This window comes from Sphingomonas sp. SP6, assembly GCF_058313435.1.
In genome coordinates this window covers 14,322-37,096 of the sequence record NZ_JBZFLG010000001.1, presented here as the reverse complement: position 1 = coordinate 37,096, position 22,775 = coordinate 14,322, and the positions used below count along the sequence as shown (strand labels likewise).

General features: G+C 69.5%; 21 protein-coding genes and 1 tRNA gene. 12 read left to right on the top strand and 10 right to left on the bottom strand.

The annotated features are described in order from the left end of the window. Positions 1 to 2 precede the first annotated feature (2 nt). Positions 3 to 1,502 carry an ArnT family glycosyltransferase gene (locus AC4GYY_RS00185; protein ID WP_491117644.1) on the bottom strand — a complete coding sequence of 500 codons (1,500 nt, stop codon included), beginning with the start codon at positions 1,500 to 1,502 and terminating at the stop codon, positions 3 to 5. A 188-nt stretch (positions 1,503 to 1,690) separates the two neighbouring features. Here AC4GYY_RS00185 and AC4GYY_RS00180 point away from each other — a divergent pair, with 188 nt between their 5' ends. From AC4GYY_RS00180 to AC4GYY_RS00160, 5 genes are all read left to right on the top strand, one after another. Continuing rightward, a complete protein-coding gene (locus AC4GYY_RS00180; protein WP_491117642.1) occupies positions 1,691 to 2,059 on the top strand; it encodes an RcnB family protein in 369 nt (122 codons plus the stop codon). Positions 2,060 to 2,220: 161 nt separating this feature from the next. After that, entirely contained in the window at positions 2,221 to 2,661 is a 441-nt protein-coding gene (gene rpsF, locus AC4GYY_RS00175; RefSeq protein ID WP_491117640.1) for a 30S ribosomal protein S6, read from the top strand. After that, positions 2,661 to 2,885: a 30S ribosomal protein S18 gene (gene rpsR / locus AC4GYY_RS00170; protein ID WP_491117638.1), complete on the top strand. Its 225-nt coding sequence runs from the start codon at positions 2,661 to 2,663 to the stop codon at positions 2,883 to 2,885. The genes rpsF and rpsR overlap by 1 nt, the downstream gene beginning before the upstream one ends. Before the next feature lie 11 nt (positions 2,886 to 2,896). Continuing rightward, the gene (gene rplI, locus AC4GYY_RS00165; RefSeq protein ID WP_491117637.1) at positions 2,897 to 3,493 is read left to right on the top strand and encodes a 50S ribosomal protein L9; all 597 of its coding nucleotides are present in this window, start codon (positions 2,897 to 2,899) and stop codon (positions 3,491 to 3,493) included. A gap of 622 nt (positions 3,494 to 4,115) precedes the next feature. Then, positions 4,116 to 4,472: a hypothetical protein gene (locus AC4GYY_RS00160; protein ID WP_491117635.1), complete on the top strand. Its 357-nt coding sequence runs from the start codon at positions 4,116 to 4,118 to the stop codon at positions 4,470 to 4,472. Between the two features lie 537 nt (positions 4,473 to 5,009). Here AC4GYY_RS00160 and AC4GYY_RS00155 read toward each other — a convergent pair. Both AC4GYY_RS00155 and mutL read right to left on the bottom strand, forming a co-directional pair. After that, positions 5,010 to 5,366: a DUF6984 family protein gene (locus AC4GYY_RS00155; protein WP_491117634.1), complete on the bottom strand. Its 357-nt coding sequence runs from the start codon at positions 5,364 to 5,366 to the stop codon at positions 5,010 to 5,012. Positions 5,367 to 5,487: 121 nt separating this feature from the next. Further along, positions 5,488 to 7,323 carry a DNA mismatch repair endonuclease MutL gene (mutL, locus tag AC4GYY_RS00150; protein ID WP_491117632.1) on the bottom strand — a complete coding sequence of 612 codons (1,836 nt, stop codon included), beginning with the start codon at positions 7,321 to 7,323 and terminating at the stop codon, positions 5,488 to 5,490. A gap of 141 nt (positions 7,324 to 7,464) precedes the next feature. On the opposite strand from mutL, the gene AC4GYY_RS00145 reads away from it, so the two are divergent. The 7 genes from AC4GYY_RS00145 (at position 7,465) to AC4GYY_RS00115 (ending at position 14,153) form a co-directional block, all read left to right on the top strand. After that, entirely contained in the window at positions 7,465 to 8,511 is a 1,047-nt protein-coding gene (locus AC4GYY_RS00145) for a rod shape-determining protein (protein ID WP_491117629.1), read from the top strand. A 53-nt stretch (positions 8,512 to 8,564) separates the two neighbouring features. After that, positions 8,565 to 9,473, top strand: coding sequence for a rod shape-determining protein MreC (locus AC4GYY_RS00140; RefSeq protein ID WP_491117627.1), 909 nt, complete (start codon positions 8,565 to 8,567; stop codon positions 9,471 to 9,473). Next, positions 9,470 to 9,985 carry a rod shape-determining protein MreD gene (gene mreD / locus AC4GYY_RS00135; RefSeq protein ID WP_491117625.1) on the top strand — a complete coding sequence of 172 codons (516 nt, stop codon included), beginning with the start codon at positions 9,470 to 9,472 and terminating at the stop codon, positions 9,983 to 9,985. Before AC4GYY_RS00140 ends, mreD begins: the two co-directional genes overlap by 4 nt. Continuing rightward, positions 9,982 to 12,090: a penicillin-binding protein 2 gene (gene mrdA, locus AC4GYY_RS00130; protein WP_491117623.1), complete on the top strand. Its 2,109-nt coding sequence runs from the start codon at positions 9,982 to 9,984 to the stop codon at positions 12,088 to 12,090. The genes mreD and mrdA overlap by 4 nt, the downstream gene beginning before the upstream one ends. Then, the gene (rodA, locus tag AC4GYY_RS00125; protein ID WP_491117622.1) at positions 12,087 to 13,199 is read left to right on the top strand and encodes a rod shape-determining protein RodA; all 1,113 of its coding nucleotides are present in this window, start codon (positions 12,087 to 12,089) and stop codon (positions 13,197 to 13,199) included. Before mrdA ends, rodA begins: the two co-directional genes overlap by 4 nt. A 79-nt stretch (positions 13,200 to 13,278) precedes the next feature. Next, a tRNA-Lys gene (locus AC4GYY_RS00120) sits at positions 13,279 to 13,354 on the top strand. 130 nt (positions 13,355 to 13,484) lie between these two features. Next, positions 13,485 to 14,153, top strand: a complete 669-nt coding sequence (locus AC4GYY_RS00115) for an acyl-CoA dehydrogenase family protein (RefSeq protein WP_491117620.1) — start codon at positions 13,485 to 13,487, stop codon at positions 14,151 to 14,153. Here AC4GYY_RS00115 and AC4GYY_RS00110 read toward each other — a convergent pair. From AC4GYY_RS00110 to AC4GYY_RS00080, 7 genes are all read right to left on the bottom strand, one after another. Further along, entirely contained in the window at positions 14,141 to 15,289 is a 1,149-nt protein-coding gene (locus tag AC4GYY_RS00110) for an acyl-CoA dehydrogenase family protein (RefSeq protein WP_491117618.1), read from the bottom strand. The genes AC4GYY_RS00115 and AC4GYY_RS00110 overlap by 13 nt on opposite strands. A gap of 45 nt (positions 15,290 to 15,334) precedes the next feature. Further along, entirely contained in the window at positions 15,335 to 17,545 is a 2,211-nt protein-coding gene (gene paoC, locus AC4GYY_RS00105) for an aldehyde oxidoreductase molybdenum-binding subunit PaoC (protein ID WP_491117616.1), read from the bottom strand. A 3-nt stretch (positions 17,546 to 17,548) separates the two neighbouring features. After that, positions 17,549 to 18,496, bottom strand: a complete 948-nt coding sequence (locus tag AC4GYY_RS00100; protein WP_491117614.1) for an FAD binding domain-containing protein — start codon at positions 18,494 to 18,496, stop codon at positions 17,549 to 17,551. Continuing rightward, on the bottom strand, positions 18,493 to 19,122 hold the full coding sequence (gene paoA / locus AC4GYY_RS00095) for an aldehyde dehydrogenase iron-sulfur subunit PaoA (RefSeq protein ID WP_491117612.1): 630 nt from the start codon (positions 19,120 to 19,122) through the stop codon (positions 18,493 to 18,495). The genes AC4GYY_RS00100 and paoA overlap by 4 nt, the downstream gene beginning before the upstream one ends. A 144-nt stretch (positions 19,123 to 19,266) precedes the next feature. Continuing rightward, positions 19,267 to 20,568 (bottom strand): lipopolysaccharide biosynthesis protein, encoded by a 1,302-nt coding sequence (locus tag AC4GYY_RS00090; protein WP_491117610.1) that lies wholly within the window; start codon positions 20,566 to 20,568, stop codon positions 19,267 to 19,269. Beyond that, on the bottom strand, positions 20,565 to 21,404 hold the full coding sequence (locus AC4GYY_RS00085) for a glycosyltransferase family 2 protein (RefSeq protein ID WP_491117608.1): 840 nt from the start codon (positions 21,402 to 21,404) through the stop codon (positions 20,565 to 20,567). The genes AC4GYY_RS00090 and AC4GYY_RS00085 overlap by 4 nt, the downstream gene beginning before the upstream one ends. Beyond that, positions 21,394 to 22,740 (bottom strand): O-antigen ligase family protein, encoded by a 1,347-nt coding sequence (locus tag AC4GYY_RS00080; protein WP_491117606.1) that lies wholly within the window; start codon positions 22,738 to 22,740, stop codon positions 21,394 to 21,396. The genes AC4GYY_RS00085 and AC4GYY_RS00080 overlap by 11 nt, the downstream gene beginning before the upstream one ends. Between the last annotated feature and the right edge of the window lie 35 nt (positions 22,741 to 22,775).

Here is a 22,775-nt window from a genome sequence, read left to right as displayed (position 1 = left end):
GGTCAACCTTTGGGGCCGGTGCGGACCAGCACATAGGCCGGGTTCGGCGCGAACATGCGACGGGCGACCCCAGCCGGCACGACCCTTTCGAGACCGGCCGCGCCAAGGATGGCGCCGAGCCGGGTCGGCGGCGACGGATAGCGGGCGATCACCTCGCCGGGTGGCGCATCCGCTTCGCGCGCGACGACCAGTCCGCCGAGCCGCGGCGCGCCGGCGATCACCCGGCCCCGCCCGGCGAGTGCGAGCGGCAGCGCGGCGCGGCGGGCCTCGTCGGGCGTGCCGGCGACCGGCTCGTCGGGATGCGCCTGGGCGGCGGCGACCAGCGCCTCCATCTCCCAGCGCGGGTGCGCGTTGCCGACGCTCGCGAGCAGCAGCCCGCTCCCGACCAGCGCCCCGAGCCCGAACAGGCGCGCGCGCGGGCCGGCGCGATCGAGCCAGAGCGCGACCACGATCACGGCCGTGAGCGCGGGTAGCGTGAAATAGCGCGGGTTGAGGACCAGCTTGGTCGTCAGCACCGCCACCAACAGGAACGCCGCGAGGGCCATCGCCGCCACGATCGCCAGCCGCGCGCGGCCGTCCGCGCCGACGCGGCCGAGCGTCCCGCCCGCGAGCGCCGCCCCCGCGGCCCAGAACAGCAGCCCGAAATCGTCGTTGATCAGCAGCACCAGCAAGGGGTCGATCGGCGGCCAGAGCAGGACATTGCCCTCCAGATTGGCGGCACGGTCGATATGCTCGTCGTGGTGGAAGGCGATCGAGTAGCGGCGCAGCGGATCGCCGGTCAGCGCCCATTGGAACACCGCCTCCGCGCCGATCACCGCGACGAAGCCGAGTGCCGCGGCGACCAGAACGCGGCGCGGGACGGGGCGGCCCAGGAGGAACAGCGGCACCAGGCCCACTAGCGGCAGCGCGGTCGTCTCGCGGCACAGCATCGCGACGCCGAACGCGATTCCGGCGGCGAGGCCCTTGCCTTCGCCGCGCCGATCATCCTCGGCGTCGCCGAGGAGCATCGCGCCGAGCATCAGCGCCGAGGCCTCCACCAGGTCGACGCTCACCGTGGTCGCGTGGCTGACGATCACCGGCAGCGTGGCGGTCAGCAGCGCGGCGATCCAGCCGCTCCGCTCGCCCCCGATCCGTGCCGCCGCGGCTCCGGTGACCGCGATCACCGCGGCGTAGAATACCAGCGCGGTCCCCGCGAACGCGCCATAGCCCTTGCCCAGCACGGCCAGGAATGCGGCGAAGGTGAGCGTCAGCGGGAAGCGGGTCGCCCAATGATTGTCGCCCGCGAACGGCGGGTCCGTCAGCCAGCGCAGCGCGCCCTGATAATAGAGCGAATCGTCGGAGGCGATGAAGCCGATCCAGCCGAGCCAGAGCGCGAGCGTGACGCCGCTCGCGAGCGCCGCGATCCAGAACCGGCGCTCGCCAGCCGCAAGGGCGAGATCGCCCCGCGGGCGGGTTCGCCGGACGGTGTGGGCGAGTTCGGCAGGGCTGAACGGCGCGTTCATCCGCGGTCGATTAGGCCGCCATTGGTGTAGATTTCGTCGCCGGCCTGAACAGGCGTTCAGAAGCCTCGGAAAACTGCGACAATTCGCGAATATTTCGGCTTCGTATCGACAGCGGAGGGATACAACCGCCGCCTAGATAGGTTTCCGACGCCGAACAGGGCGCCAACAATTCGAGAAGGAGACAAGGCATGTTCAGGAAAATTGTCCAGGCGACGGTCGCCGCGGCACTGGTCGCCACCCCGATGATCGCGAGCGTCGCCGAGGCGCAGGCGCAGCGCACCACGACCATCCACGAGAAGCGCAACGGCACCGTGGTCAAGAAGACCACCGTCACGCGCGCCCCGGCCCGGGTCACCTACCGCAAGTGGGCGAAGGGTCAGCGGTTCGATCGCCGCTACGCGCCGAACTATGGGGTGATCGACTATCGCAAGTACCGGGCACGCCGCCTGTATGCGCCGCCCCGCGGCTATCACTGGGTGCGCTCGGGCAATGACGCGGTCCTGGTCGGCGTCACCACCGGCCTGATCGCGGCGACGCTGGCCGGCGCGCTCAACTAAGAGTTGATTTTTCGCGGCGTTCCGTTAGGGGCGCTTCGGATCGGGGCGGGAAGCGCGTCTTCCCGCCCCGATGCCGTTTGAGACGACGGCCTTATCGAGACGACAGCCGGAGGGGCATGGCACGGGGCCATGTCAGCGATCGGCCAACACGAAGGAAAGACATGGCTCTGTACGAGCACGTGTTCCTTGCGCGCCAGGACCTGGCGCAGGCGCAAGTGGACGCGCTGGCGGAAGCCGCCACCAAGATCGTTCAGGACGGGCAGGGTCGGGTCGTCAAGACCGAGACCTGGGGGCTGCGCAGCCTCGCCTACCGGATCGCGAAGAACCGCAAGGCGCATTACGTCATGCTCGAGATCGACGCGCCGGGCGCGGTGGTCGCCGAGTTGGAGCGCCAGACCCAGATCAACGAGGACGTGATCCGCTACATGACCGTCAAGGTCGACGAGCATGAGGCGGGCCCGAGCGTGATGATGCGCAAGCAGGAGCGCGACCGCGAGCGCCGCGCCGACCGCGAAGGCGGGCGTGACGGTGGTCGCGACGGAGGCCCGCGCGGTGATCGTCCCGACCGTCCGCGCCGCGACCGTGAAGAGGAGGCCGCATAATGGCTCGTCCGTTTTTCCGCCGCCGCAAGTCGTGCCCGTTCAGCGCCAAGGACGCGCCGCGGATCGACTATAAGGACGTGCGCCTGCTCCAGGGCTTCGTGTCCGAGCGCGGCAAGATCGTGCCGTCGCGCATCACCAGCGTGTCGGCCAAGAAGCAGCGTGAGCTCGCCGCCGCGATCAAGCGCGCGCGGCATCTGGGCCTCCTGCCCTACATCGTGAAGTGAGGGAGTAGGACATGGACGTCATTCTGCTCGAGCGCGTCGAGAAGCTCGGCGCCATCGGCGACGTGGTGAAGGTGAAAGACGGCTTCGCCCGCAACTTCCTGCTGCCGAACAAGAAGGCGCTTCGCGCCAACGACGCGAACCGCAAGGTGTTCGAGGCGAACCGCGCACGGATCGAATCGGACAACGCCAGCCGTCGCGCCGATGCCGAGAAGGACGCCAAGTCCTTCAAGGACGCGAGCGTCACGCTGATCCGTCAGGCGTCGAACGTCGGCCAGCTCTACGGCTCGGTCGCGGTCCGCGATCTGGTCGAGGCGCTGGAGGCGGCGGGCCACAAGGTCGTCAAGTCGCAGGTCGTGCTCGACAAGCCGATCAAGGCGATCGGCGTGTACGACGTAAAGGTCGCGCTGCACCCCGAGGTGTCGGTGACGGTCAAGGTCAACGTCGCCCGCTCGCCGGAAGAGGCCGAGATGCAGGCGTCGGGTGTCGACGTGATGGCGCAGATGTTCGAGGAAGGCCGCGACCAGGGCGGCTTCGTCGAGGATTACGACCCCAATGCCGAGCCCGGCGCCACCGCCGACGCTCCGGCGCAGGAGACCGCGGAGGGCTGATGCCGTCCGGACTGCCTGCACCAAAAAGGCCCGGCCGGAGCGATCCGACCGGGCCTTTCGTTTGCGCCGGCGCCTGAGGCCCGGGGACGGACCACGCCGGCACGGGGGGAACGATCACCTCACGGTGCGACGACGCACGCGCCCAGAACGGCGGCAAGCGGGATCAGCGCAAGGAAGACTGGGACGATCTTGTTCATGACGGCTCTCGCGTTGGCGGGTGCAAGGACTTGCCCGCTCCAATGCGCACGGTGGCGAAAGGTTTCCGGCAGATGAACGAAGGCGCGACCAGCGTGCGACGAGCACGTCGCGCCGCCCCAGTCGACGAACGAGGATGTAGTCCCCACGCGGTGGCAGCAATGCCGGGCGTCGATCGCGCAGGCCGGCGCGCGACCCGCAAGACCGGCGAAGCGAGGGCCGGCTACCGCCGCCCGAACAGCGTCTCGATATCGGCGTGCGCCAGCTTCACCAAGCTTGGCGCACAATCCCTGTCATACCGTCAGTCTGCCTCTGCCGCCTGCTGAATGTCCGCTACGGCGACTCGCGGCTCCAGAGCGGGCGGGAACGACCGGCTCTGGGGGAAAGGCGACATTGCTCCTGATCCGCGCGAGCGCGATAGAGGGGTATGCACCCGTTTCCGCCCGCATCGCATTTGCAGTTCCTTGTCGGAAAGCAACTTGAGAGCGTCTGCCTCGGCTACTGGCAGTTTCACTTCGCTTTCGATGTCGGCAGCATAAGCGTCGAGGGAGACCTTGAGCATGTAAACAGCGAGGGAACGGTCCGACGCCACAATACCGACGAGGACAGGTTGAAACCTATCCTCATCCATCATCTGATCGGACAAAAGATCACGGACTTAGCGGTTGAACCGTTCTGCCTTACGCTGACCTTCGAGCGCGACACCTTGCGCATCTACAGCGACGATGGGCCGCATGAGTGCGGCCAAATCTACAATGATACGAACCAGCTAACGATCTTTTGAGGTCCGCTTTTGGAGCGACTCGCGCCCGTCCGCTTTCCCGCCCAAAAGCCGCCGATCCGCTTTCAGGCAATTCGCGCCCGCCGAACGGGTGAAGAACGGCCGGGTCTGGGGGTAAGCGGACGTTGGATTGCGGCCACACACGAGAGGACGTATAAACTCGGTGTGCGCGTTGGAGTCTGGGATGTTGCAACTTCTTATCGCTGCCTCATTGATATCGCTAAGCTTTGCGGACGTGCATGCGCATCCGGAAAAGTACCAAGGCAAAAGAATGCGCCTGTGTGGAAGTGGGACGCTGATCTCATCAGACCATCTCACCGGCGAGCTCGTAGGCCGAGCTTATAAAGTTATCTGGGTGAAAGGGCATTCAGTTAAGAGAGGCTGCGCCATAGGTCATCTCGTGCGCGAGAACTACTACGATCCGAGTATCATCATCAGTGATGACGCCAGCCTACGTGGATGGGTCTTCGTCAGCGGGTCTCTGACCCACAAACGGTAACCCTCCGTCGCCGAGCGGGCGCGACCGTCTGCTTCTGGGGGTTAGCTGCCGTTCGGCCGCTCGCTCCGCGGAGAAAAGAATGCCGGATCAGGTATCCGGATCAGGGGTGAGAAATTGACCTTCCACAGGTCGAGTTCGAGTAGGTCACCCTCCTTATCCAGAATGAGGGCGGCGTCTACCAACACTCCATCCGCGTCGTAAAAGGAGCACTCACCTGCCACCTTGCCCATTGAGCGATGCGGTTTTGATGAGGCGAACGAGAGGCTGCCCATGCCCCCGTCCGCCATCTCCGTGACTCGCAGTTCCTCTGGCAAAGCGTTGCTCTGGTCCTCTAAGCCCCAGAGATAGGCGACGAGAGCGCGTTCCTGAGCTTGCAGTGACCGGTCCGAGATCGCCATCCCCAGCGTCGTAGCGACGCCGTGCGAACGGCGGCAAGTGGGCGATTTTAGACCGTCCGCTTTCTTGCCCGAATTATGCACGACCGACCTACAGCGTCATCAGTGACCTTGGCTAAGTCGTTCATTTTCTGCCGAAAAGCTTCTCGATGTCGCGATGGTGTAATTTCACCCACGTCGGCCGACCGTGGTTGCACTGGCCCGAATGCGGCGTCGCCTCCATCTCGCGCAGCAGGGCATTCATCTCCGCGACGCTCAGCACCCGGCCGGCGCGGACCGAGCCGTGGCAGGCCATCGTGCCGGCGATCGCGTCGAGCCGCTCGCGCAGGGACAGCGCCTCGTCGTACGCCGCGAGTTCGTCCGCGAGGTCGGTGACGAGGCCGGTCGGGTCGGCGGTGCCGAGCAAAGCGGGGGTGGCGCGGACCAGCACCGCGCGCGGGCCGAAACGCTCCACGTCCAGCCCGAAATCGGCGAGCTCCCCCGCCCTCGCCTCCAGCCGGTCGCAGGCGGGCTCGTCGAGTTCGACCACTTCGGGGATCAGCAGCGACTGGCTGGCGACGCGCCCGGTCGCGAGCGCGCGGCGCATCCGTTCGAGGACGAGCCGCTCGTGCGCGGCATGCTGGTCGACCAGAATCAGCGCGCCTTCGGATTCGGCGACGATATAGGTCTTGGCCACTTGCCCGCGCGCGACGCCGAGCGGGTGGTCGCGCGCGTCGGGCGGGGCCGAAAAGGCGGCTTCGGCGCGGGCGGCGGGGGGCGGGGCGAAGAAGGTGGCGCGGGGATCGTGGAGCGTGCGTCGATGCGCCTCCCCGGCCAGGACCGCGTCCCAATCGCGAGCGGCTCCTTGATAAGGGCTTCCCGCCACCGTGCCGACCTGCGCGACGGGGCCAGGGCCCTCGCCGGAGAAGCGCTCGCCACCCGGAGACTCGCTCGTCCACAGCGCCATGACGTCGGCGGCGACGGGCTGCGACACCCGGTGCCCCGCCTCGTCGAGCGCGCGCCGCAGCCCGGAGACGATCAGCCCGCGGACCAGCGCCGCATCGCGGAAGCGGACCTCGGTCTTGGCGGGGTGGACGTTGACGTCGACCTCCCCGGCGGGGACGTCGAGGAACAGCGCGACCACGGCGTGGCGGTCGCGCGGCATCATCTCGGCATAGGCGCCGCGGATCGCGCCCATCAGCATCCGGTCGCGCACCGGGCGGCCATTGACGAACAGATATTGATGGTCGGCGACGCCGCGGTGGTAGGTCGGCAGCCCCGCCACGCCGCCGAGCCGATACTCGCCGCGCACGAAGTCGATCGCGACCGACGAGTCCGCCAGCGCCCGGTCGGTCAGCGCGGCCACCCGCGCGGGATGATCCTCGGGCTGGAGCGCGGCGAGCGCGCGGCGGCCGTCATGCTCGACGGTGAACACCACCTCGGGCCGCGCCATCGCCAGCCGGCGGACGACGTCGAGGCATTGGGCATATTCGGCGCGCGGGGTGCGCAGGAACTTGCGGCGCGCGGGGACGCGCGCGAACAGATGTTCGACCAGCACGCGGGTGCCGGGCGGCGCCGCGGCGGGCTCGTCGGCGACCAGCACGCCGTTGTCGACCACGCGCCGCCACCCCTCCCCGACGGCGGTCCGGCTCTCGAGCGTCAACCGCGCGACGCTCGCGATCGAGGGCAGCGCCTCGCCGCGAAAGCCGAGCGTCTCGACCGATTCGATCTCCTCGTCGGGCAGCTTGGAGGTGGCGTGGCGTTCGAGCGCGAGCGCGAGGTCGTCGCGGGCCATCCCGCAGCCGTCGTCGACCACCTCGATCCGGTCCGTCCCGCCGGCGGACAGCCGGACCGCGACCCGAGTCGCGCCGGCGTCGAGCGCGTTCTCGACGAGCTCCTTCAGCGCGCTGGCCGGTCTTTCCACCACTTCACCGGCGGCGATCCGGTTGACGAGGTTGGCGGGCAGGCGGCGTATTGACACGCCCCCAGCCCTAGCCCAAGCGGCGGCGTCCCGCGAGCCTGTCAGTCCCGATCCCGTGACCCCGGACGACGACCGGCGGCCCCGAGGGACACAAGCGTACACGCGCGCTTCCAAGCGCCATCGGGACACTTCAGGACGAGCATGGTTTTCTCGCGTTTCTTCAAGCTCATGTCGCACGACATGGCGATCGACCTCGGCACCGCGAACACCGTGGTCTACGTCCGCGGCCGCGGCATCGTCCTCAACGAGCCCTCGGTGGTGGCGATCGAGACCATCGACGGCGTCAAGCGCGTGGTCGCGGTCGGCGACGACGCCAAGCTGATGATGGGCAAGACGCCGGGCACGATCGAGGCGATCCGCCCGCTTCGCGACGGCGTGATCGCCGACATCGACGTCGCCGAGGACATGATCAAACACTTCATCCACAAGGTCCACGGCGGCGGCAAGACGATGCCGTGGCGCCGGCCCGAGATCGTGATCTGCGTGCCCTCGGGCTCGACCAAGGTGGAGCGCCGCGCGATCCGCGACGCCGCCTCGAACGCCGGCGCGTCGAAGGTCTATCTGATCGAGGAGCCGATGGCGGCGGCGATCGGCGCGGACATGCCGGTGACCGAGCCGATCGGCTCCATGGTGGTCGACATCGGCGGCGGCACCACCGAGGTCGCGGTGCTGTCGCTACGCGGCCTCGCCTACACCACGAGCGTGCGCGTCGGCGGCGACAAGATGGACGAGGCGATCGTCAGCTACGTGCGTCGCAACCACAATCTGCTGATCGGCGAGGCGACCGCCGAGCGGATCAAGCAGGAGGTGGGGATCGCCCGCGCCCCCGCCGACGGCGTGGGCCTGACGATCCACGTCAAGGGCCGCGATCTCGTCAACGGCGTCCCCAAGGAGATCCAGATCAGCCAGGCGCAGATCGCCGAGGCGCTGTCGGAGCCGGTCGCGACGATCGTCGAGGGCGTCCGCGTCGCGCTGGAGAATACCGCGCCCGAGCTCGCCGCCGACATCGTCGACCAGGGCATCGTCCTGACCGGCGGCGGCGCGCTGCTCGAGGGGCTGGACGAGGTGCTGCGCGACGAGACCGGGTTGCCGGTGACGGTGGCGGAGGACCCCCTCACCTGCGTCGCGCTCGGCACCGGGCGCGCGCTGGAGGATCCGATGTACCGCGGCGTGCTGATGAACGGGTGAGCAATCCGCGCGATCGGATGACGAGCGCGCGGCGTTAGAACGAACGGAGTGCGATGGCGGCGCTCAAGGACCGGCGTCCGGGATTCTCGCGCCGGGCGCAATATTCCCTGTTCTTCACTTCTATCCTCGCGATCGCCGGCGCGGTGGTGGGGGCGGTGCTGCTCGTCCTGTCGCGCTGGGATCCGCCCGCGTTCGCGGCGCTGCGCTCGACCGTGTCCGAGGCGACCGCGCCGATCTCGACCGCACTGGCGGTGACCGTCGACGGAATCGCCGCGATCCCGGCCGATGTCGGCGCCTATTTCGGCGTCCACGACGAGAATGCCCGGCTCCGCGCCGAGCTGGACCGCAACCGGGCGCTCGTCCTTAGCGCCCGCGCCGTCGCGTACGAGAATCTGCGCCTGCGCCGCATCGTCGCCTTGCGCGACGGCGACGCGAGCGTGGTCGTGACGGCGCGGATCGTCAGCTCCTCGCCGGAAAGCGCCCGACGCTTCGGGCTGCTCAACGCCGGCCTGTGGCAGGGCGTGCGCCGCGGCCAGCCGGTGCGCGGACCCAATGGGCTGATCGGGCGCGTCGTCGAGGTCGGTCCGAACACCGCGCGCGTGCTGCTGCTGACCGATGCCGAAAGTGTGATCCCCGTCCGCCGGACGCGCGACGGTCGCGCCGCGCTCGCGAGCGGACGCGGCGACGCGCTGCTCGACGTCCGTGGGGTCGATTCGGGCGATCCGCAGTTCCGCCCCGGCGATCTGTTCGTCACCTCGGGCACCGGCGGCCTCTACGCGCCCGGCGTCCCCGTCGCGCTGATCGCGCAACACACCCGCGAAGGCGGCCTGGGCCGGCCGATCGCGAATCCGAGCGCGCTCGATCTCGCAGTGGTGACTCACGCCTTTCTGCCGCCGCCGCCGCCTTCGGCCGCCCAGCTGCCGCCCCCCGCCCCTGCGCCGACCGCGCCTTCGCCCCGATGACACCGCGCGTCGAACCGCCATTGCTGGACGAGGTCGTCGCGGTCCAGCGCGCGCGCGCGATCCCATGGGTGACGGTGATGGCGGGTTCGCTGGTGACCGCGCTTCCGGTCGTCGCGACGGCGCCGCTGATGCCGCCGTGCGGGCTGCTGATGCTACTCGCCTGGCGACTGCTCGCGCCGCTTGCGTTGCGGGTCTGGGCGCCGGCGCTGCTCGGCCTGTTCGACGATCTGGTGAGCGGCCAGCCGTTGGGGAGCGCGATGCTGTTCTGGCAGCTCGGCGCGTTCCTCGTCGCGCTGGCGGAGCGGCGTAGCCTGTTCCGCAGTTTCCGCCAGGACTGGCTGATCGCGGCGGGGGTGATCGCGGTCTGCCTCGTCGGCGGGCGGCTGGTCGCGGTCCCGTTCTCGGCACGGGTCGATCCCGTGCTAGGGGCGCAGATCGTGATCTCGGTGCTCGCCTTCCCGCTCGCGGCGCGGATCGTCGCGTTCATCGACCGCAAGCGGGGCGTCGCATGAAGTCGCCGCCGCGGCCGGTCACCGAGGCGCAGCAGGCGTTCAGCTTCACGCGGCGCGCGGCCGTGCTCGGCCTCGGCCAGGCGGGGGTGGCGGCGGCGCTCGGCGTCCGCATGGGCTGGCTCGCGATCGCCGAGAACGAGCATTACACCGACCTGTCCGAGAGCAACCGAGTCAACATGACGATGATCCCGCCCCGGCGGGGCTGGATCGTCGATCGTCACGGCCACCCCGTCGCGAACAATCGCACCGACTTCCGCGTCGACATCATCCCCGATCGGCTGGAGAACGGCGACCGCGTGCTGGAGATGCTCAGGTCCATCCTCCAGCTCAGCCCCGAGGACATGCTGCGCATCCGCGCGGACCTTAAGAACGCGCCCGGCTTCCAGCCCGTCCAGGTCGCCGAGAACCTGGACTGGGCGCGGTTCGCGGCGGTCAGCGTCCGGCTGCCGGAACTGCCCGGGGTCGCGCCGACCAGCGGCTTCGCCCGCTATTACCCCGCCGGCGCCGCGGTCGCGCATCTGACCGGCTATGTCGGGGCGGCGAGTGCCGAGCAGTTCAAGGCGACCCGCGACCAGTTGCTCGTCACGCCCGGCTTCAAGCTCGGCAAGGACGGGCTGGAGAAGATGCTCGAGCCGCGGCTGCGCGGCAAACCCGGCGCGAAGCGGGTCGAGGTGACCGCGCGCGGCAAGCTGGTGAAGGAGCTGCCGACGCGCCGCGACGTCCCCGGCGCGACCGAGCGGCTGACGATCGACGCGGGCTTGCAGGACTATGCGGCGCGGCGGCTCGGCACCAACTCCGGCTCGGCGGTCGTGTTCGACTGCCGGACGGGCGAGATGCTGGCGATGGTGTCGATGCCCGCCTACGATCCGAACAGCTTCTCCGACGGGATCAGCCATCTCGAATGGCGGATGCTGAGCGACAACGACCACGTGCCGCTGATGAACAAGGTCACGCAGGGGCTGTATCCGCCGGGCTCGACGGTCAAGCCGATGAACGGGCTGGCGCTACTGACGGCTGGGGTCGGCGCCGACGAGCGCGTGTCCTGTTCGGGCGCGCTCCGCGTCGGCACCGGGGTGTTCCATTGTCACAAGCGCGGCGGCCATGGCTCGCTCGATCTCAGGAACGCGATCGCGCAGAGCTGCGACATCTATTTCTACGAAATGGTTCGCCGGCTCGGCTATGATCACGTCGCCCCGATCGCACGCACGGTCGGCCTGGGGCAGAAGTTCGATCTGCCCTTCTCGACCCAGCGCTACGGCACCGTCCCCGACAGCGCCTGGAAGCGACGCAAGTACAAGGACGAATGGAAGGTCGCGGATTCGCTCAACGCCTCGATCGGCCAGGGCTATGTGCTCGCGAACCCGCTCCAGCTCGCGGTGATGGCGGCGCGGATCGCGAGCGGGCGCCACCTCCAGCCAAGCCTGCTCGCGCGGCACGTCGTCCGCGACGCCCCGCCGCTCCCCTTCTCCCCCGAGCATCTCGCGATCGTGCGCGAGGCGATGTGGAAGGTCGTCAACGGCGGCGGCACCGGCGGCGCGGCGCGGATGCTGACTCCCGGCATCGCGCTGGCGGGCAAGACCGGCACCGCGCAGGTCCGCCGCATCACCATGGCGGAGCGCGCCTCCGGGGTGCTCAAGAACGGGTCGCTGCCGTTCAAGATGCGCGACCATGCGCTCTTCGTCGGCTTCGCCCCCGCCGACGCCCCACAATATGCGATCGCGGTCGTGCTCGAGCATAACGGCCATACCGTGCGCAACCTCGACACGCCGATGATCGGTCGCGACATCATGACCTATCTGTTCGACCGCGACCGCGCGCTGAAGAGCCTGGCCGAGGTCGAGCCGACCTGGGGCGGCGACATCCGCACCCGGATGGCGGCGCAGCAGGCCGCCTACCGCGCCGCCGCCAATGCCCCCCCCCCGGCGCAGGCGGTCGCGACCGAGACCGACAGCCCAGCCCCGACCGCCGCGCCCGCGGTCGAGGCGGCGACCGACGCCTCGAACGCGAGCGCGGAGGCGGTCGCGCGCGACGTCCTGAACGGTCAGGGTCCGGCCGAAGTCGGCTCGCCCGAGCCCGACACCTCGAACACGCAAGGGTTGCAGTGACCCGCGCCGGCTTCGTCCCCGCCCCGCTCGCGGCGCTGCCGTGGCGTGTGATCCTGCTGGTCGCCGCGATCGGCGGGTTCGGGCTGGTGGTGCTCTATTCGGCGGCGGGAGGATCGATCCGCCCCTGGGCGCTGCCGCAGACCGTGCGCTTCACCGTGTTCCTCGGCGGCGCGCTCGTGCTCAGCCGGGTGCCCGAGGACTGGTGGCGGCGCGGCGCGTTTCCGGCCTATGGCGTGCTCCTGGTGATGCTGGTGCTGGTGGAGCTGCTCGGCGCGGTGCGCGGCGGCAGCCAGCGCTGGCTCGACCTCGGCATCATCCGATTGCAGCCGAGCGAGCTGATGAAGGTCGCGATCGTCCTCGCCTGCGCCCGCTTCTACGAGCTGCTGCCGGGGGCGGAGACACGACGCCTCGCCGGCTTGTGGCCGACCGGCATCCTCATCGCGCTGCCCGCCGCGCTGGTGATGCTCCAACCCGATCTGGGCACCGCGCTGATGATCTGCATGGGCGGCGTGGTAGTCATGTTCCTCGCCGGCGTGCCGCTGCGGCTGTTCGCGGGCGGGCTGCTGCTCGTCTCGATCGCCGCGCCGCTGGCATACAATTTCGTGCTCCACGATTATCAGCGCAACCGCGTGCTGATCTTCCTCGATCCGGAGAGCGATCCACTCGGCAAGGGATATCACATCACCCAGTCCAAGATCGCGATCGGATCGGGCGGGATCTTCGGCAAGGGCTTCCTCAACGGCACCCAGAGCCACCTCGACTATCTGCCCGAGGGGCAGACCGATTTCGTCTTCGCGACGATGGCGGAGGAGTGGGGATTGATGGGCGGGCTGTTCCTGATCGTCGCTTTCACGCTGGTGATCCGCTGGGGCCTCGGCGTCGGCATCCGCGCCCAAACCCGCTTCGCCCGGCTGACCGCGGCGGGGCTGGCGACGACGATCTTCATCTACGTCTCGATCAACCTGGCGATGGTGATGGGGCTGGCGCCCGTCGTGGGCATCCCGTTGCCGCTCGTCAGCTTCGGCGGATCGGCGCAGATGACGGTGCTCCTGTGCCTCGGCATCCTCCTCTCGATCGACCGCGCCAACCGCAAACTGCAACGCCGGTAGAAAAAGGGTTTGCATCGCCGGCCGTGCCTGCTAACCGCGCGCTTCCGATCGCGGGGGCCACGCCCCCGCCGTGATCGACGGACGCATAGCTCAGTTGGTAGAGCAGCTGACTCTTAATCAGCGGGTCCTTGGTTCGAGCCCAAGTGCGTCCACCATTCCCTGTCCCGAACGATCCAGCGGTCAGCGTGGCATGGACTGCCGCGAGCCCTACCAATTTCCGAAGGGTGGCATTACGCCGGCCGACAGACCCGCTGCGGCGGGCGGGCGTAGGCGGAGGGTGAGGTCATGGCGTTCATCGACACCGACGAGCAGCGGATGCTCGCGGATACGATCGCGGCCAGGTTGGCGACCAACCCGTCCTGGGATGCGCTGGAGGAGACCGGCGCCACGCTGCTCGGCACGTGCGAAGAGGATGGCGGGCTCGGAACCGACGCCCGCGACGCGGCGGTGGTGTCAGCGGCGCTGGGCCGGGCCGGCGCGGCGCTGCCCTGGGCCGAGCATTGGCTCGGCGCGCGCGGCGGCGACGCCGGTTGGGCCGACGACGCGCGCGCGGTCCTCCATTCGGCGGAGATCGTCGGCCTGTGCCGGACGATGATGACGGACACCGCCGCCTACCTCAAGGAGCGCCGCCAGTTCGGCGTCGCGATCGCGGCCTTCCAGGCGCTGCGGCACCGGATGGCGGACATGGCGATGGCGCTCGAGCTCGCCGAAGCGGCGACCGATGCGGCGGTGACCGCGCTCGACGGACCGGCGGACGCACGGATGCGGGCGGTCAGCGCGGCGCGTGTGTTGGCGGAGGACGCTGGGCGGATCGTCGGCGAGGGCGCCGTCCAGCTCCACGGCGCGATGGGGCTGACCGCGGAGATGCGCGTCAGTGGCTATTTCCGCCGGGTCCGCACATTGATGCAGCGCGACGGCACCGCGCGGGTACATCTGCGGCGTTACGCCGCCTGATCGACGACCACCTTCGCGATCAGGTCGCGCTGGATCTCGTTCGAGCCGGCGTAGATGCTCGACGCGCGATTGTTGAGGTAGCGGGGCATCGCCGTCGCGATCGCGTCGGGAGCGTTGTCGAGGTCGCCGTCCCAGCCCGCGGCGAGTTCGAGCGCGAGCTGGTCGATCCGCTGCGACGCCTCGGTGCCCAGCACCTTCAGCATCGACGGGCGGACCGCATCGGCGGGGCCGCCGCCGGCAAGGGCGGCTAGCTCGATCGCGCGTAGCCCCTCGACCGCGATTTCTTCGCGCGCCAGCCGCTCACGATTGCCCTCATGCTCCAGCCAGCCGATCGCCTCGGCGGCCTCGCGGACGAGCGCGAGATGCGCGGCGAGGCCGGGGGCGTAACGGCCGCCGCGCTCGAAGGTGAGCAGGTGCTTCGCGACCGTCCAGCCGTCGTTCTCCGCGCCGAGCCGTCCCGAGACCGGGACGCGCACGTCGTCGAAGAACACCTGGTTGAACTCGTGCTCCCCCGCGAGCGTCAGGATCGGCGCGACGGTGATGCCGGGCGCATCCATGTCGAGCAGCAGGAAGGTGATGCCGGTCTGCGGCCGGCCCTCGGTGCTGGTGCGGACGAGCGCGAACATCTTGTTCGCGAATTGGGCGTGCGTCGTCCAGATCTTCGAGCCGCTCAGGACGTAATCGTCGCCGTCGCGAACCGCGCGGAGCTGAAGCGAGGCGAGGTCCGATCCCGACCCCGGCTCCGAATAGCCCTGGCACCAGTAATCCGAGCCGTCGAGGATGCGGGGCAGCAGTGTCGCCTTCTGCTCGGGCGTGCCGTAATGCATGATCACCGGCGCGACCATCTTGAGGCCCTGGGGGATCAGCGACGGGGCGTGCGCGGCGGCGCTCTCCTCGGCGAAGATGTAGCGCTCGACGTCGCTCCAGCCCGGACCGCCATGTTCCTCGGGCCAATCCGGAGCGACCCAGCCGCGCTCGTTCAGGGTCCGCTGCCAGGCGAGCGACACGTCGGGGTGGAAGAACACGCTGGTCGTACGGCGCGTCGCGCGGACGAGATCGGGGGTGAGCCGGTCGGCGAAGAAGGCGCGAACCTCCTCGCGGAAGGCGAGCGCTTCGGGGGTGGTCAGCAGCGACATGGCGGCATCATGCCCGACGCGCGCGCGCTGTCCACCCCTGCGACGTCAAGCGACCGCCGGCAGCTTTTCCAGATGCTTGTCCAGGGTGATCGGATAGTCGCGGACGCGCACGCCGGTGGCGTTGTAGATCGCGTTGGCGACCGCCGCGCCGACGCCGCACAGCCCCAACTCGCCCACGCCCTTCGCCTTCATCGGCGAGGATTTGTCGTCGGGATGGTCAAGGAAGATCACGTCCTGGTGCGGGATGTCGGCGTGGACCGGAACCTCGTAGCCGGCGAGGTCGTGGTTGACGAAGAAGCCGAAGCGGGTGTCGACCGCCAGCTCCTCCATCAGCGCCGCGCCGACCCCCATCGTCATCGCCCCGATCACCTGGCTGCGCGCCGACTTGGGGTTGAGGATGCGCCCGGCGTCGCACACCGCCAGCATCCGGCGGACGCGGACCTCGCCGGTGTAGGAGTCGACGGCGACCTCGACGAAATGGCCGGCGAAGGTCGACTGCTGCCACCGCTTGCCCATGTCGGTTGGGTCGAAGCCGTCCTCGCCGACGAGCGGCCCCGCCTTGGCGGCGTCGCGGAGCGCGGCGCTGCGGCCGCCGGCCGAGACCTTGCCGTCGGCGAAGGTCACGTCGGACGAGTTGAAGCCGAGCTGCTGCGCCACCGCCTCGCGCAGCTTGAGACAGGCGGCGTAGAGGCCCGAGGTGGAGTTGTTCGCCCCCCACTGCCCGCCCGAGCCGGCGGAAGCCGGGAAGTCGCTGTCGCCGAGGCTGACGGTCACGTCGTCGATCGCGACGCCCATCATCTCCGCCGCGGTCTGCGCCAGGATGGTATAGCTGCCGGTGCCGATGTCGGTCATGTCGGTCTCGACCGTCAGCCGCCCGTTCTTTTCCAATCGGATCCGCGCCGCCGACTTGGTCAGCATGTTGTTGCGGAAGCCGCCGCCTACGCCCATCCCGATCAGCCAGCGCCCCTCGCGGACCTGGGCCGGTCTCGGATCGCGCTTCGACCAGCCGAACTTTTCGGCGCCGGTGCGCAGGCATTCGACGAAATGGCGTTCGGAGAAGGGATGATCGGGTTTCTCCGGATCGACCTGGGTGTCGTTCAGGATGCGGAACTCGACCGGGTCGATCCCCAGCCGCTCCGCCATCTCGTCCATCGCGATCTCGAGCGCCATCAGCCCCGGCGCTTCGCCCGGCGCGCGCATCGCATTGCCCTCGGGCAGATCGAGCACCGCGAGCTTCATCGCGGTCATCCGCGCCGCGCCGGCGTAGAACAGCCGGGTCTGGTTGACTGCGGTCTCCGGCCCGCCGCCGGGGAGGTCGCCGGACCAGCTCTCGTGCCCGATCGCCAGGATCTTGCCCGCCTTGTCGCAGCCGATCCGCAGCCGCTGGATCGTCGCGGGGCGATGGGTGGTGTTGTTGATCATCAATGGGCGCTGGAGCGCGACCTTGACCGCGCGCCCGCTCGCCTTTGCGCCCAGTGCCGCCAGGATCGCCTCGGCGCGGACGAACAGCTTGCCGCCGAACCCGCCGCCGACATAGGGCGACACCAGCCGCACCTTGTCCTGCGGGATGCCGAGCGTCTTCGCGACGTCGCCCTTGCCCCAGGCGATCATCTGGTTCGAGGTCCAGAGCGTCAGCCGATCGCCGTCCCAGCGCGCCATGCTGGCGTGCGGCTCCATCATGGCGTGGCTGTGATCGGGCGTGGTGTAGGTCCGGTCAATGCGGACCGGGGCCTTCGCGAAGGCGGCGGCGAAATCGCCCTCGCGCGATGCGCCCGGGCTCCCTTGCCCGTCGTCCTTGGGGACGGTGGCGTTGCCTTTCTCGGCCGCCAGATCGAACGCGCCCTTCGCACGCGCGTAATCGACGCGGATCAGCGCGGCGGCGGCGCGCGCCTGTTCGAAGGTCCCGGCCACGACAAGCGCGATCGCCTGATGGTAATGTTCGATCGCCGGGCCGCCGAGCAGATGGGCGGTGTTGAAGTCGCCCTTGGTCAGCGGGCCCGAATTGGCGTGGGTCACGACCGCGAGCACGCCCGGCGCCGCTTCCGCGGCGCTGGTGTCGAGCGAGGTGATCCGCCCCTTGGCGATCCCCGCCCCGAGGACATAGCCGTAGGCGGGGTCCTTCACGACATCGTGGCGCTCGTAAGCATAGGGTGCGCGGCCGGTGGTCTTGAGCGGACCATCGATCCGATCGTGCGGACGGCCGACGACCTTCAGCTGGTCGATCGGGTTGGTGGTGGCGGGCTGTTCGAACTTCATGGCTCAGGCCCTCGATTCGGCGATGACGGAGGCGAGCGCGCGGGTCGCCAGCGGCAGCTTGAAGGCGTTGTCCTTGGTCGGCGTCGCGCCCTGGAACGCGCGCGCGGTCACCGCCGCTGCCCCTTGCGGCAGCAAAGCCTCCGCTTCCGCGACGCGCCACGGTTTGGGCGCGACGCCGCCGAAGGCGACGCGGCCGGAGCCGTCGGGCCGGATCACCGCCGCCACCGAGACGAGCGCATAGGCGTAGGAGGCACGGTCGCGGACCTTCTGGTAGAAATGCTTGCCGCCGAGCGGCTCGGGCAGCGTGACCGCGGTGATCAACTCGCCGGGCCTCAGCACCGTATCCTGCTCGGGATGGTCGCCCCACAGGCGGTGGAAGTCGGCGATCGGGATGGCGCGGCGCTGGCCTTCCGCGTCGACCGTCTCGATCACGGCGTCGAGCACGCGCATGGCGACCGCCATGTCGCCCGGGAAGGTCGCGATGCACTGGTCCGACACGCCGATGACGCCGAGTTGCCGGGAGACGCCGCCGATCGCGGCGCAGCCCGATCCCGGCTTGCGCTTGTTGCAAGCCATGTTGGTGTCGTAAAAATAGGGGCAGCGTGTGCGCTGGAGCAGGTTGCCCGCGGTCGTCGCCTTGTTGCGCAGCTGGCCGCTCGCGCCCGCGACGATGGCGCGGGTCAGCACCGCATAATCGCGCCGGACGCGCTCGTCGGCGGCGAGATCGGTATTCGTGACCAGCGCGCCGATCCTGAGCCCGCCGTCCGCCGTCTTCTCGATCGTGTCGAAGCCGAGATCCTGGACGTCGACCAGATGCGTCGGCGTCTCGACCTCGATCTTCATCAGGTCGAGCAGGTTGGTCCCGCCCGCAAGGAACTTCGCGCCCGGCCGCGCGGCGGCACGCGCCGCCTCGACCGGGTCCTTGGCGCGCTCGTAGGTAAAGGCTCTCATGCGCGCTCTCCGGCGACTTCGGCCATCGCCTCGGCGATGTTCGAATAAGCGCCGCAGCGACAGATGTTGCCGCTCATCCGTTCGCGGAACTCCAGGTTGGTCAAGCCCGGCTTGTCGGCGACGTCGGCCTGAACATGGCTCGGGACGCCGCGCTTGATCTCGTCGAGCACCGCGACGGCGGAGCAGATCTGCCCCGGCGTGCAATAGCCGCACTGGTAGCCGTCGTGTTTCACGAACGCGGCCTGCATCGGATGAAGCTTGTCGGGCGAACCCAGCCCTTCGATCGTCGTCACCGCGTCGCCCTCGTGCTGGACGGCGAGGCTGAGGCACGAGTTGATCCGCTTGCCGTCGACGATGACGGTGCAGGCGCCGCACTGCCCGTGGTCGCAGCCCTTCTTGGTGCCGGTCAGGTGCAGATGTTCGCGCAGCAGATCGAGCAGCGTCGTGCGCGGGTCGACGGTGAGCGACCGGCGCTCGCGGTTGACCGTGAGGCTGACGGGCATCATCGCCGCGGCTCCACCGCGACGAGGCGCCGGCGGGGCCGCAAGGGCGGGCACAGCCGCGAGCGCCGCGCTCCCGGCGCCGCCGGCCAACACCCCGCGCCGCGACACTCCCGGATCGGACATAGCGTCATTCCTTCTTGAATCCCGATTCGCCGCGCGCGGCCGATCGCCGCCGCCAAAGCCCCCGAGCGAGGGCGTCGTGTCATCAACGCCGCAACGCACAAGACGCTCCCTGCTTCGATCATGCCGGCTGCGCGAGAGCCCTCGTCAGCCTGCCCGGCCACGCCGCTTGACGACGAACAGCCAGACGATCGCGGCCAGCTCCGCGACGAAGATCGCGACCTCGCCGAACAAGGCGCCGAACAGCGTATCGGTCACCTCGCCGCGCCCGGCGAGCATCACCGCCAGCATCACGGCGAGCGGCGCGACCACCGCCATCACCGCGGCCGAATAGGCGAAGACGTTGAACGCATTGAGGAGCACCGAGCCGGGAAAGCGCATCGTGTTCACCCCGGCGATCGCGATCGAAATCAGCGTCGCGCGGCGGATCTGCTCGTAGTCGTACCCGTGCGAGAACAGCAGATGGTAGAGCGGGTCCCAGCCGAGCCAGGCCGCCAGCGCCACGCCGAGCGCCATCGCCCCTCCCGCCACGGTCGCAGCGACGTACAGCAGCAACGCCGACCGCACCGACCCGGCATGGAGCAGCGCCGAAAACTCCGCGCGCAGACTCGTCTGGAAGGTCACCGTGACGATCCGGATCGGCGCGAGCACCGAGCCCGGCGCGGTGATCACCGCCAGCGATACGAGCGACCCCGTCGCCATCACCGCCAGATTGGGCGACAGGAAGGACAATGTCGACAGCAGCACGGTCGCGAACGACCAGAACGCGCGCCCGGCGTGGCGGCGATACGCGCGCAGCTGCCTGGCGAGCAGGCGGCGGCTCCCCGCGGGGCGGGGCGCGTCCGACAGCGCCACCGAGCAGAGCAGGTTGGCAAGCGCCATCACCGCGAGCACCCCCGCCAGCCGGTCGCGCAGGCCCCAGCCGAGCGCGATAACGGCAATCCCGGCCACGCTGATGCCGACGAACAGCAGGTCCTGCCGCATCGCCTGCTGCGGCGCGCGCAGCGAGAAGAAGTAGAATCGCGCATAGACGCGGTACATGTTCGACGCGACGTAGAGCGTCCCCACCGCCATCAGCACGGCGTCCACCTCATGGTGGAACAGCACCAGCAGGGTGCACGGAATGGTGGCGAGGATGCACAGCGCGGCGACCGAGCCGAACATCCGCCCGGCCGAACGCTGCATCGCCGGATGCGTCGTGCGCGGGAGCGTGAAGCCCATCTGCTGCGCGACCAGCGCGCTCAGCAGGACGCCCGCGACCGACAGCACGGTGACCAGCATCGTATAGACGCCGAACTGCTCCGGCCGCAGCCCGCGCACCAGCACCAGCCCGAGCGCGAACATGAAGCCGTTCTGGAGCAGGGTGGACGCCCCCACCACCGCGACCCGCCGGGCGAGCGCGAGCAGGCGGCTGGGCGGCGGCTCGGCCCCGGCTTCGGGACCCGTCATGCCGAGGACGAGCCGCGGACCAGCCCGATCGCCCGGTCCACCGCGCGACGGACCTCGCGCCAGCCGACGACGCCCGCGGCGACCGCCTGGAGCGTCAGCAGCGCCGCGGCCGCCGGCTGGGTGCGGCGCAGGATGCGGATGTGGTTGCGATAGCGGAAGCCGATCGCGGCGCGGCGGCTCATCAGCGGCCGGTACCGTTCGAACCAGGCGAGCGAGGAGTCGAGGTTGGCGGTGGTGCTGAGCCGCTTGGCCCCGGTCTGCGACCGCCAGATCGACAGCGCCTCGGGACGCTGCACGATCTCGCCGCCGCCGCGGGCGAGCCGCAGCAGGAAGGCGAGATCGCTGTGCCGCCGGGTCGACTCGTCGAACCGCACTGCGGCGGCGAGCGAGCGGGACATCAGGAGCGTGCTCGACTGCACCAGCCCGCACCGGACGAACAGATAATCGTCCACCGCCTCCCCCGGTGCGATCACCGCCTCGGGCGCGATCCCGGTGACCCGACCGTCGACCTCGACCTGCACCCGCGCGGCGAACAGCGTCTCGTCGCGGCGGGGGTGCGCGGACCAGGCGGCGAGCTGGCGTTCGGTCTTCTCCGGCAGCCAGACGTCGTCGCTGTCGAGCAGCGCGACCACGTCGCCCGTCGCCGCGTCGATGCCGATGTTGGTCGCGCCCGATTGGCCGACGTTGGCGGCGAGCGCGATCAGGCGGACGCGCGGATCGGCGATGCCGCGCACCGCGTCGGGCGTGCCGTCGCCGGAAGCATCGTCGACGACGATCACCTCGTGGACCGGATGCGTCTGCGCGAGCGCGGAGGCGATCGCCTCCCTAACGGCCACCGGCCGGCGATAGGCCGGGATGACGACGGACACTCGAATCCCTTGCACGTGTTCCCCCCGACGACCGCCCGCGACTCGCCCCCTCCGTCACCCGTGTTGGCGCGCTCCTGTCAGCAATCGCCGCCGTCGCCAAGCTCTTCAGCCGCGCCCGGCGCAGCCCGAAATAGGCGGCTGCCACCGCCAGCCCGATCGCGCGCTGCGGCTGGAAGTAGGAGATGCTGGTGACGTTCGTCACCGCCGTCAGGATCAAGAGCCCCAGCCACACCCGCGCCTCCGGCTGGCCCAGCGCGCGGTAGCTGGTGACGATCGGCACGATCAGGAAGGCGAGCACGGCGAGGATCAGCCCGGGCCAGCCGATCGTCACCAGCATGTCGAGATAGCTGTTGTGGGCGTTGCCGATGTTCATCAGGAAGGGGTCGCCCGTCTGGAAGAGGGGGCCGTCCTCGCCGATGAAGAACGAGGAGAAGCCGCTGCCGAACCACGGATGGCGGCCCGCATAGTCCCAGAGGAAGGCCCAGGTCTTCGTCCGGCCGGCAAGGGTGAGGTCGCCGGTGGTGACCTCCAGCACGAGCGGCACGACCACCGTCGTCGTCAGCGCCACCGCGACCAGGACGGGGGCCACCAGAGTCACCGCGACGAAGCCGTGAACGCGACGTGCGAACCAGATCAACGCCTCGGCGATCGCGAGCGAGACGAGGACACCCGCCGAGGAGACCTTCGAGGCCGCTGGAAAGGTCAGGACGTAACACGCAAGCGCTATGCCCAACGGCCACCAGGTCAGCCGATTGCGCCATTCCATGTAATTGAGGACGCAAGTGACGGCGAGAAGCTCGCCGAACTTCCCCTTGTGCTCATGCAGCCCGCGCCAGGCGCCGGCGAGGTTGACCTCGGTCGCGTCGTTCATCTGGTGGATCGCCAGCCGCGGAACAGCAAGCACCGCGACCAGATCGGCGGCGATGATGATCAGCAGGCACCAGTTCAACGCCGTGAGGAATCGTCGACTGCTCCCATAAAGCACCAGAAACGACGCGGTGCCGAGCAAGAAGACGGCCTGCTTGATCAGGTCGGCGCCGGCGGCGATCGGCCGGACCGAGACGACCAGCGTCACCGCAGCCCAGCCCAGCAGCAATAAGACCGCCGGATCGAACAGGCGTAACGCCGCGAGGCGCCTCCGGATCAGCGCGGTTGCTGAAACGGCGAGAAGGCCGACATAGAGCCATAGATACTGCTGGGATCCGACATTCGCATATTGGTCGAACGCTCCGGTCGACCGATCTTCGAGCGGGTTCAGTCCGACCACCACCACCCAGACGAACGCGAAGAACGTCGCGTGCAAGATGGGGGTCGGGCGAGCGCGGCTGGTCGGTTTTC

Excerpts from the sequence above, each read along its gene's own strand:
- AC4GYY_RS00115 (WP_491117620.1), top strand. The coding sequence starts at position 13,485 with ATGGCGTTCATCGACACCGACGAGCAGCGGATGCTCGCGGATACGATC.
- rplI (WP_491117637.1), top strand. The coding sequence starts at position 2,897 with ATGGACGTCATTCTGCTCGAGCGCGTCGAGAAGCTCGGCGCCATCGGC.
- rpsR (WP_491117638.1), top strand. The coding sequence starts at position 2,661 with ATGGCTCGTCCGTTTTTCCGCCGCCGCAAGTCGTGCCCGTTCAGCGCC.
- AC4GYY_RS00090 (WP_491117610.1), bottom strand. The coding sequence starts at position 20,568 with ATGACGGGTCCCGAAGCCGGGGCCGAGCCGCCGCCCAGCCGCCTGCTC.
- AC4GYY_RS00185 (WP_491117644.1), bottom strand. The coding sequence starts at position 1,502 with ATGAACGCGCCGTTCAGCCCTGCCGAACTCGCCCACACCGTCCGGCGA.
- AC4GYY_RS00140 (WP_491117627.1), top strand. The coding sequence starts at position 8,565 with ATGGCGGCGCTCAAGGACCGGCGTCCGGGATTCTCGCGCCGGGCGCAA.
- rpsF (WP_491117640.1), top strand. The coding sequence starts at position 2,221 with ATGGCTCTGTACGAGCACGTGTTCCTTGCGCGCCAGGACCTGGCGCAG.
- AC4GYY_RS00160 (WP_491117635.1), top strand. The coding sequence starts at position 4,116 with ATGCACCCGTTTCCGCCCGCATCGCATTTGCAGTTCCTTGTCGGAAAG.
- AC4GYY_RS00180 (WP_491117642.1), top strand. The coding sequence starts at position 1,691 with ATGTTCAGGAAAATTGTCCAGGCGACGGTCGCCGCGGCACTGGTCGCC.
- AC4GYY_RS00155 (WP_491117634.1), bottom strand. The coding sequence starts at position 5,366 with ATGGCGATCTCGGACCGGTCACTGCAAGCTCAGGAACGCGCTCTCGTC.
- mreD (WP_491117625.1), top strand. The coding sequence starts at position 9,470 with ATGACACCGCGCGTCGAACCGCCATTGCTGGACGAGGTCGTCGCGGTC.
- paoA (WP_491117612.1), bottom strand. The coding sequence starts at position 19,122 with ATGTCCGATCCGGGAGTGTCGCGGCGCGGGGTGTTGGCCGGCGGCGCC.
- AC4GYY_RS00110 (WP_491117618.1), bottom strand. The coding sequence starts at position 15,289 with ATGTCGCTGCTGACCACCCCCGAAGCGCTCGCCTTCCGCGAGGAGGTT.
- mrdA (WP_491117623.1), top strand. The coding sequence starts at position 9,982 with ATGAAGTCGCCGCCGCGGCCGGTCACCGAGGCGCAGCAGGCGTTCAGC.
- AC4GYY_RS00145 (WP_491117629.1), top strand. The coding sequence starts at position 7,465 with ATGGTTTTCTCGCGTTTCTTCAAGCTCATGTCGCACGACATGGCGATC.
- paoC (WP_491117616.1), bottom strand. The coding sequence starts at position 17,545 with ATGAAGTTCGAACAGCCCGCCACCACCAACCCGATCGACCAGCTGAAG.
- AC4GYY_RS00100 (WP_491117614.1), bottom strand. The coding sequence starts at position 18,496 with ATGAGAGCCTTTACCTACGAGCGCGCCAAGGACCCGGTCGAGGCGGCG.